General features: G+C 74.9%; 9 protein-coding genes and 2 pseudogenes. 4 read left to right on the top strand and 7 right to left on the bottom strand.

Annotation, left to right across the window (positions count from 1 at the left end; genetic code table 11):
* Positions 1–203 (top strand): annotated as a pseudogene (locus tag EBN88_RS32165) (IS110 family transposase); the annotation flags it as partial.
* 34 nt (positions 204–237) lie between these two features.
* On the opposite strand, the gene EBN88_RS26315 reads toward EBN88_RS32165, so the two are convergent.
* Together EBN88_RS26315 and EBN88_RS31350 are read right to left on the bottom strand one after the other, a co-directional pair.
* The gene (locus EBN88_RS26315; RefSeq protein WP_233580977.1) at positions 238–864 is read right to left on the bottom strand and encodes a maleylpyruvate isomerase N-terminal domain-containing protein; all 627 of its coding nucleotides are present in this window, start codon (positions 862–864) and stop codon (positions 238–240) included.
* Between the two features lie 148 nt (positions 865–1,012).
* A complete protein-coding gene (locus EBN88_RS31350; protein WP_199742493.1) occupies positions 1,013–1,159 on the bottom strand; it encodes a hypothetical protein in 147 nt (48 codons plus the stop codon).
* A gap of 479 nt (positions 1,160–1,638) precedes the next feature.
* Between EBN88_RS31350 and EBN88_RS26305 the strand changes: the two genes are divergently transcribed.
* From EBN88_RS26305 to EBN88_RS26295, 3 genes are all read left to right on the top strand, one after another.
* Entirely contained in the window at positions 1,639–2,562 is a 924-nt protein-coding gene (locus EBN88_RS26305) for a lysozyme (RefSeq protein ID WP_233580976.1), read from the top strand.
* A 118-nt stretch (positions 2,563–2,680) separates the two neighbouring features.
* Positions 2,681–3,364 (top strand): peptidoglycan recognition protein family protein, encoded by a 684-nt coding sequence (locus EBN88_RS26300; RefSeq protein WP_122399545.1) that lies wholly within the window; start codon positions 2,681–2,683, stop codon positions 3,362–3,364.
* 36 nt (positions 3,365–3,400) lie between these two features.
* Positions 3,401–4,453 carry a P1 family peptidase gene (locus EBN88_RS26295; protein WP_122399544.1) on the top strand — a complete coding sequence of 351 codons (1,053 nt, stop codon included), beginning with the start codon at positions 3,401–3,403 and terminating at the stop codon, positions 4,451–4,453.
* Here EBN88_RS26295 and EBN88_RS26290 read toward each other — a convergent pair.
* The 5 genes and pseudogenes from EBN88_RS26290 to EBN88_RS30850 form a co-directional block, all read right to left on the bottom strand.
* A complete protein-coding gene (locus tag EBN88_RS26290) occupies positions 4,440–5,306 on the bottom strand; it encodes a glycerophosphodiester phosphodiesterase (protein ID WP_233580975.1) in 867 nt (288 codons plus the stop codon). The genes EBN88_RS26295 and EBN88_RS26290 overlap by 14 nt on opposite strands.
* A gap of 150 nt (positions 5,307–5,456) precedes the next feature.
* Positions 5,457–6,371, bottom strand: a complete 915-nt coding sequence (locus EBN88_RS26285; RefSeq protein ID WP_122399542.1) for a helix-turn-helix transcriptional regulator — start codon at positions 6,369–6,371, stop codon at positions 5,457–5,459.
* A gap of 117 nt (positions 6,372–6,488) precedes the next feature.
* Complete coding sequence (locus tag EBN88_RS26280) at positions 6,489–7,298, bottom strand: hypothetical protein (protein ID WP_147472856.1); 810 nt, start codon at positions 7,296–7,298, stop codon at positions 6,489–6,491.
* 206 nt (positions 7,299–7,504) lie between these two features.
* Positions 7,505–8,374: a 4'-phosphopantetheinyl transferase family protein gene (locus EBN88_RS26275; RefSeq protein ID WP_122399540.1), complete on the bottom strand. Its 870-nt coding sequence runs from the start codon at positions 8,372–8,374 to the stop codon at positions 7,505–7,507.
* A pseudogene (locus EBN88_RS30850) lies at positions 8,371–8,876 on the bottom strand (hypothetical protein); the annotation flags it as partial. The pseudogene EBN88_RS30850 and the gene EBN88_RS26275, both read right to left, overlap by 4 nt.

The raw sequence follows: 8,876 nt of genomic DNA, 5'->3' as shown, positions 1-8,876 counted from the left end.
CTCTGCACCGCATCGTCATCTGCCGCCTGCGCTGGGACCAGCGAACCAAGACCTACGTGGAACGGCGCACGAAGGAAGGGATGTCGAAGAAGGAGATCATGCGCTGCCTCAAACGCTACGTCGCCCGAGACGTCTTCCACGCCCTCACCAGGCAAAACACCCGCGCAACGACTCCTGATCAACCGCTAAGAGCCGCTGCTTGACATCCGTAAGAGCATCCCGTCGCGCGGGCGCGGCTCAGCCGAGGACGAACGGGAGCCGTGCCGCGAGGGGTTCGCCGAGGGCGGCCCGTTCGCTCGCGGTCGGCGGGCGGCGGCCCGTGCCGACGGTCAGCGCGGCGGCGTCGGGGAGCGACGCGGGGAACGTGGCGCCAGCGATCCGTTCCAGCGCCGCCCGCGCGGCGGCCAGGGCCTCGGCCGGGGGCGGGGCGGCGGCCGGCCGGTGGGCGGTCAGGTCGAGGTGGTGGAGGGTCCACTCCAGCACATAGGCGGAGAGGTAGTCGCCGACGGTCAACACCATGTCCTGGGTGGCGACGCGGGCGGCCGGGTCGGCGAGCGCGGCGGCGCGGCCGGCGGCCGATCCCACGTCGTCGAGGTGGAACCTGAGCAGGCCAGGGTCGCCGTAGGCGGCGGCCAGCCGGGGGATCAGGGCGTCGAGCGGGTCGTCGCCGGTGGGGGGTTCGACGAGTTTCCAGTAGCTGTCCGCGTTCGCCGTGGGCTCGCCGGCGGCCGGGGTGGCCAGGGTGATCAGGACGTCCTGGGCGTCGATCACCAGATGGCACACCAGGTCCCGCACCAGCCAGCCGGCGCAGCCCGAGGGCAGCGCGAAGTCCTCGTCCGGGGTCTCGGCGACGGCGGTGAGCAGCGCCGACCAGGAACGGTCGAAGAGCGAGCGGTCGAAGAGCGAGCGGTCGAGGGGCGAGGGGGCGAGGGGCGAGCGGTGGGAGAGATCGTTCACCGGCGCACGGTAGGCGGCTGGGCGGGCGGAGGACAAGCCGGCCGGTGAGGGGCCCTCAGCCGGTCAGGCCGGGGAAGGTGGTGGTCGCGGTGACGAACGCGAGGGTCCACTCGGTGAGCGCCTCCCTCGGCGGCCGCTCGGCCAGCGGCGCCCGCCCGGTCGCCGCCAGGGTGTCGAACCGTTCGCGCGGCAGCGCCTCCAACAGGTCCTGGCGGGTGGGGAAGTGGCGGTGGAGGGTGCCGATGCCCCGCCCCGGGCGGTGGGTGGAGGGGAGGGATCATGACGGGCACGCGGTTCGACGGCGCTGGCGACCGGTGGTGGACGGCGGAACGGGCGCGGCCCCGGCTGGGCCCCGGCCGTTGACCGAACTCCGGGCGTATCTCGACGCGTTGGAACGGCTGGCGCCGGAGCTGTTGGGCTGATCTGCCGGACGGCGCGACGGAGTTGACGCGCGGTGGGTTCGGGGCGCGCGCGGTGCGGATGGTAACGGTGGGGCGGCGCCCGGTGGCGGTGCGGTGAAAGTTCCCTGACGCGGGGGCGCGTTGGCGCAGGCAAGCGCGTTTTTCACTGGATCAGACCGGTGGGATGCGCCGGAGGCTCTTCCTGTGGGCCGGGTCTACGTGCGTAAACTGGGACCTGACGTGCTCTCGTCAAGTGCAGCTGATCCGTACCATCCCCTCGATGCCTCAGGAGTCAGTCATGCTCTTCTCACGATCCCTCACCCGCCGCGCGCGGTGGCGTCTGGCCACCGTGGGCGGCGTCTTCACCGCAGTGTTCGGACTGCTGCTGACCACCCCGTCGGCGGCCTCCGCCTCCGAGGTGCCGGCCGGGCCGAGTGAGATCCCGGCGGCCGTCGGCACGTTGGCGGAGGGCGAGGCGTTCATGGGCGCGGGAACCGCGATCCACGAGGGCCGGGCGCTGGAGGACGCCGAGCTGTCGCTGACGCCGATGGACACCACCGGCGTCCAGGGCATCGACGTCTCCCACTGGCAGGGCGCCATCAACTGGACCTCGGTGCGCAGCGCCGGCATCCAGTTCGCCTGGATGAAGGCGACCGAGGGCACCAGCTTCAAGGACTCGCGCTTCAACACCAACTACCCGGCCGCCCACGGCGCCGGCGTGATCAGGGGCGCCTACCACTTCGCCCGCCCCGACGTGTCCAACGGCGCCACCCAGGCCAACTACTTCGCCACCAACGGCGGCGCCTGGTCACGCGACAACCTCACGCTCCCCGGCGTGCTGGACATCGAGCACAACCCCTACGGCGCGATGTGCTACGGCCTGAGCCAGACCCAGATGCGCACCTGGATCAACGACTTCTACAACACCTACAAGTCGCGGACCACGCGCGACATCGTGATCTACACGACCGCCAGCTGGTGGAACTCCTGCACCGGGAACTGGTCGGGGATGTCCGCCAAGGCCCCGCTGTGGGTGGCGCACTGGACGACGGGCAGCCCGACCATCCCGGCCGGCTTCCCCACCTGGACGGTCTGGCAGTACACCTCCACCGGGCGGGTCGGCGGCGTCTCCGGTGACGTCGACCGCAACAAGTTCAACGGGTCCAGGGAGCGGCTGCTGGCGCTGGCCAACAACACGCCCTGACGCGGTTGTTGGTCCGCTCCCTCCTGCGGCGGGGCCGGTGGCGACGCCGGCCCCGCCGCACATTCCCTCCCCCCCACCCGCACCCCCACGTCCCGCCGAACAGCCAAGGAGTCCCCCCATGGCACGTGACTTCACCGTCGGACGTCGAGCGCTCTTCACCGCCGCAGCCGGCATCGGCGCGGCCGCCGCCGTTCCCGGCGTCGCCCACGCCGCCCAGCGGTCCTCGTCCTCGGAGTCATCCCGAGCCCAGGTGGCCGAGCCGCCCATCGACTCCACCGCCACCTGGGGCGCGCGCTCGCCCGCCGGCTCGATCTCCACGCTCAACTACACGCCCAGCATGATCATCGTGCACCACACCGTGAGCGAGAACTCCACCGACTACTCCCGCGCCCGGGCGCACGCCCACAGCCGGTGGGTCCAGGACCTCCACATGGACGGCAACGGCTGGGTGGACACCGGCTACAACTTCCTGGTCAGCCGGGGCGGTTACATCACCGAGGGCCGGCACCGCAGCCTGGCCACGCTGCGCGGCGGCAGCAGCTTCGTGCTGGGCGCCCACACCTCGGGCCAGAACGACGTCGGCATCGGGATAGCCAACGAGGGCGCCTACCACGACGGGGCGACCCCGCCGGCCGCGCAGTGGAACGCGCTGGTCCAGCTCTGCGCGCACGCCGCCTACCAGTACGGCATCGACCCCTACGAGATCTACGGGCACATGGACTTCGGCAACACGCTGTGCCCGGGCATCTTCCACGACATGCTGCCCCAACTGCGGAACGGGGTCGCCGGGTTGCTGGGCTGATCTGCCACGTCCGCGCGGGGGCGTAGGGTCCGGGACATGGAACGCCGACCCGAGCCCCGACCCCGCGCCCGTGACCTCGGGCTGGTCGTCGGGGGCCTCGCCCCCGGGCCGCTCGACGCGATCACCGACGTGCCGGGCGTGCGCGTCGGCCACACCACCGTGCGCCGGGAGCCCGACGTGCACACCGGGGTCACCGCCGTCGTCCCCGAGGGTGTCGGCCCGCGCACGCCGTTGCCGGCGGGGGTCTTCACCGGCAACGGCTACGGCAAGCTCGTCGGCACCACCCAGCTCGCCGAACTCGGCACGCTGGAGACCCCGGTGCTGCTCACCTCCACCCTGTCCACGTTCCGCGTCGCGGACGCCCTCGTCGGCTGGGTGCTGGAGCGCCCCGGCTGCGAGGAGGCGCGCAGCCTCAACCCGGTGGTCGGCGAGTGCAACGACGGCCTGCTGTCCGACATCCGCGCCCGGCCGGTGCGCGAGGAGCATGTGCGGGCCGCGCTGGACGGGGCGGCCGGCGGCCCGGTGGCCGAGGGCTGCGTGGGCGCCGGGACGGGCACGGTCGCGCTGGGCTTCAAGGCCGGCATCGGCACCGCGTCCCGGCGGCCAGCGCTCGACGGCCGGCCGGTCACGGTGGGCGTGCTGACCCAGGCCAACTTCGGCGGCGCGCTGCGGGTGCTCGGCCGCACCGTGACGCCGGCCTCGCTCGGCCTGGCCGCCGCGCCGGCCGCCGAGCACGGCTCCTGCGTGATCGTCGTCGCCACCGAAGCCCCGCTCGACGCCCGGCAGTTGACCCGGGTGGCGCGCCGCGCCGTGTTCGCGCTGGCCCGCGTGGGCGCGGCCTACGGCCACGGCAGCGGCGACTACGCCGTGGCGTTCGGCACCCGCCCGGCCGGCGGCGCGCCGGTGCCGGACGCCGCGCTGGGCCCGCTCTTCGAGGCGGTCCTCGACGCGGTGGAGGAGTCGGTGCTCAACTCCCTGCTGGCGGCGCGGACCACCGCCGGGTTCGGCGGCCACACCGTGCCGGCGCTGCCGGGTGACCGGCTGCTCGCCGCGCTGGGCGGGCCGGCCCCGCCCGCTACGGCTGGGTGAGCGACTGCGGGTAGTCGGTGATGACGCCGTCCACGCCGAGGTCGATCATCCGCCGCATGGCGCCCGGCTCGTCGACCGTCCACACGTTGACGTCGAAGCCCAGGTCGTGGAGCCGGTCGACCAACGCCTGGTCGGTGACGGTGTACTGCGGGTTGACCTGGGAGGCCCAGCCGGCCAGGTCGGCCAGTTCGCCGTCGGTCGGCACCTCGGCGTCCAGGAACCCGACGGGGATGTCGGGCAGCAGCGCGTGGAACTCCCGCAGGTCGTCGATCTCGAACGACTGCACCGCCAGGTCGTCCCGCGTCCTGGCCGCCGCCTCGCCCGGGTGGTCCAGCAGCGCGTCGGCCAGGTCGGCCGCCAGCCCCTCGTACTGCTCGCACGGGCTGATCTCGGCGAGCACCCGCGTCCTGCCGCTGGTCAGCGCGAACACCCGGTGCAGCGGAACGATCGGCTCGCCCGCGTAGGAGTCGTGGAACCAGGAGCCGGCGTCCAGGTGGCGCAGCTCGTCCCAGGTGAAGTCCGAGACGCGGTAGCTGTCCCGGCCGGGGAAGACCTCCTCGACGTCGGTGGTCCGCTCCAGGGTGCAGTCGTGGAAGTTCACCAGCCGCCCGTCGCTGGTGCGTTGGACGTCGATCTCCACATAGTCGGCGTTCTGCTCGATGGCCAGCTCGATCGCGGCCTCGGTGTTCTCCGGCGCCATCCCCGACGAGCCCCGATGGGCGATCACATCGGGCCCGTTCCCCTCGGCGCCCTCCGTCGCGGGCTGGGCGGCCGCCGGCGTGCCGAGCAGCGCGGCGCAGCCCGCGGCGGCGGCCAGGCCCACGACACACGCCCTCACGCTCCGTGCGCTCACGCGTCCCACCTGTCACCTCCTGGTGTTCGGTTCGCCTGGGACGCTTCCGGTCCCCGGTGACCACAGGTTTGCCCTGAGCTGGCCCACGCCTCACCCCAGGGTGACGAAAGGGGCGGGAACCGGCCACCCGGGCGGGCCGGCGGGGCCGGTTCAGCGGGGCGCGTGCGGGCCGAGCAAACCCAGCTCGGCGGCGAGCACCCCGGCCTGGAACCGGGAGCGCGCGCCGAGCCGCGCCATGATCTCGGCCACGTGGCGGCGGTAGGTCCGCACCGACATGCCCAGCTCGCGGGCGGCGGCCTCGTCCGTGACGCCCTCGTTCAGCGCCCGCAGCACCGCGCGGGCCAGCCGGGAGCCGCCCCGGCCGTCGAACTCCGGCGAGGCCAGCGGCGAGGAGCGGCGCCACAGGCCGTCGAAGAGCGACTGGAGGGTGCCCACCAGCGTGGGCTCGCTGACCTGCGCGGCGTGCGGGCCCAGCGGCGACTCCACCTGGATCAGCGCGGTGGCGCGGTCGACCAGCAGCAGATGCATCGGGGGCACGGCGGCGCGCCGCCAGGAGTCCGGCAGCGCCCGTTCGGGCGGCGCGCCCGCCCTGGTGTGCAACACCCGCACGCGCGGCGCGCCTTCGGGTCGCGACTGGACCCGGCGCAGGGCGTCGCCGATCAGCCGGCCCGGCTCCTCCTCGGGCGCGATCACGGCGGCGAGGCCGCGCCGCGCCGTTCCGCAGAGCCGGTCGATCCGGCCGGCCAGGCCGGCCTCGTCGGGGGCCAGGGGAACGATGGTGCCCTGGCCGGAGCGCAGGTCGCGGTGGCGGCTGACGATGGTCTCCAGCAGGGTTCTGACCTCGGCCAGCGCCGAGTCCAGGTCGTCGGCCTCGTCGGGCGCGCCGGCCACCTGGGCCTGTCGGGCCGCTTCGGGTGCGCGGGCGACATGTGCCCGGTCGGCCTCGGGGGCCGGGCCGGCGGCGGTCGGGTCGCCGCCGGGAACGGCCGTGCCGGCCCGGGACCTGGCGACGGACGAGAGGCGGGCGGTGGAGAGGTGGGCGGTGGAGAGGTGGTTCGTTCGCATGGCAGTCCCCTTGGGTCGTCCCCCGGTGCGCCGGCGCTCCGAGTCCCTGGCGGTGTCGATCCCTTGCGGCGTTGTCCGGTGCGGCGTCGCGCCGCGCGGCGCGACGCCCCGGCGGTGTCAGAGGTCGCCGGCGGGCAGAACGCCCAACTCGGCCGCGCGGCGGCCGGCCTGGAACCGTGAGGTGATGCCCAGCTCCTCCATGATCTGGGCGACCTTCCGCCGGTAGGTGCGCAGCGACACCCGCATTCTGCGGGCCGCCGCCTCGTCGGTGAGGCCGTCCCGCAGGCAGCTCAGCACGTCCTGGGCCGGTTCGGCCCGCAGCCGGGCGACGGCGCCGTGGAACTCGCGGAGCGGGCGGGCCGTGTTCCAGGTGCCCTTGAGCAGTTGGCAGGTCACGCCGACCATCGAGGGGTCACGCACCAGGGTGGGGCGCTGCCCCGGGGCCTCGGCGGGGGGAACGATCAGGGCGAGCACCCCGTCGATCAGCAGGATCTCCCGTGGTTCGCCGGCGTCGACGCGGATTTCGCAGCCGCCGGCGGACAGGCGCAGCAGGCGCGCGCGGGAGGCGCGCACCGCGCGCGGGCCTAACAGGACGCGCGCCGGTACCCCTCGGGCCCGGGCCGCCTCCAGCGCCCGCAGCCCGGGCGCGAAAACGGACGTCAACTCCGGGCGGCCGGCGGTGGTGACCACCACGAAGTGCTCCGCGTGGTCGATCAACCGGCCTGCGGTGGCGGCCAGTTGGGAGGGATACAGGTGGCGGACGGCGGTTGGCCTGGCGGGCTGGCGCCGCCGCGCCGAGGCGGCGGTGGCGATCAGCGCGGACGCCTGGAGCAGGGTGTGCTCCACGCTGCGGGCGTCGCGGGTGTCCACGGCCGTGGCGTCGTGCGGTGTGGCGCGTTCTCCGTCGGTGTTCCCCAGAACAGACACGTAAGGATTCCCCGTTCGCGTCAGGGCATCGCCGGCCCTGGGCGGCGCGCGCTGAGCCGCGCCCCAGGGGCACCCTGACAGGACGTGGGAGATCGCGAGAGCCCGACCGGAGGGTGTCCGGGGACGGATGCCCCCGGGAATGAGCTGGTCAGGCACGCTGTCAGGCCATCACGTTCCCCCGTGTGAAGTAAGCCTGGCGACTTGGGTCAGCAGCCTATGGGCGCATCCTGTGGAGAGTCAACGTCGCTCGGGTGAAGCCCGGGTGCCCGGTGCGTCGCTTGCGGCGGGCTGGCCGGATTCGTCCGGTCGACGGCGGCGAGCAACGCGGCCCCGTCGCGTGGCAGCGCGCCGGGAAGCGGCGCTCCCGGCGGTCGCGCGCGGTGGGCGAGGGCGCGCGCCGACCCCTCGCCCGGATGGGCCTCCGGCAGGTCTCGGAGTGTCAACTGGCCTGTCGACGCTTCCAGTTGGGGTGGAACGGAACGGATCTCCGCCGGTTCGTCGGCCGGTGCCACGACCAGCCGCCAGGGCGGCAGGGACAGGCCGAGGCCCAGCGCCTTGAGCACCGCCTCCTTGCGCGCCCACACCGTGGCGAACGCGCCGGGGCGCGCGCTCCGGGGCAGAGCGAGCAGGCTCTCCGCTTCAACGGGGGCGAGCGCCCGGCCGAGCAGGCCGCCGTCCGGCGACAGGTCGAGACCCGGGTCCGGCTCCACGACATCCAGGCCGAGCGGGCCGTCGCCGACGGCGACCCCGATCCGGTCGCCGGCGTGCGAGACGGAGGCGGTCAACGGGCCGAACGCGGCGGGGAGTCGGGGCCGGCCGTGCGGGCCGCCACAGTCCGGGCAGGTGGAGTCGAGCGGCACCTCGGCCGGCGGCAGGCCCAGCCGCCGGCCCAGCGCCAGCCGCAGCAGGGCCCGCCCGGCCAGATAGCGACGGGCCGGCTCGGGCCGCCGGTAGCGGTCGAGCCGTTCCAGCTCGTCGCGGGCGAGCAACGCGCTGGCGCCCGGCGGGGCGTCGCCGGGCGCGGCCCACCAGACCTCGATCGGGCCCGGGCCGCCCGGCGCTGGTTTCGGGTTCATCGGGCGGGCAACTCCCAGCGGAAGCCGTGCAGTTCGGGCGCGGGGGCGTCGGGCTCGGGGCCGGCGAACCGGGCCACGTCGGGGGCGGGCAGCCACAGCGCGACGGGTTCCTCGGCACCCGCGCCGGCCAGCGTCAGCCGGTCGGCGCGCCACACCGGGGCGGGCTCCGCGCCCGGCCGCGTCGGGGAGACGGCGGCGGCGGCCTCGATCGCGGCGACCGGGAGGGCGGGGCGCGGCGGGTCGACCATCGCGAACCACTCGGACGCCCGCACGGGCGTCACCTCCGCCCGCCAGCCCCCCTCCGCGACGGCCTCCCACGCCCCGACGGCCAACAGCCGCCCCAGCCAGGCGTATGCGGCGGCGCTTCCTCCGGTGTCGGCGGGTGCGGCCCAGGCCGCGCCGCCGGCCCGCGGCCGGCCGTCGGCCGCGCCGGCGGGTCCCCCGGCCTCCGTGGCCAGCAGCACCGTCGCCTCGGCGGCGGGTTCGCCGTCCGCGAGCAGCC

The sequence above is a fragment of the Streptomyces triticirhizae genome (genome assembly GCF_003696235.1).
GTDB lineage: Bacteria > Actinomycetota > Actinomycetes > Streptomycetales > Streptomycetaceae > Streptomyces > Streptomyces triticirhizae.
The sequence above is the reverse complement of the archived record's forward strand: the minus strand, read 5'-3'. Positions and strand labels throughout refer to the sequence as shown.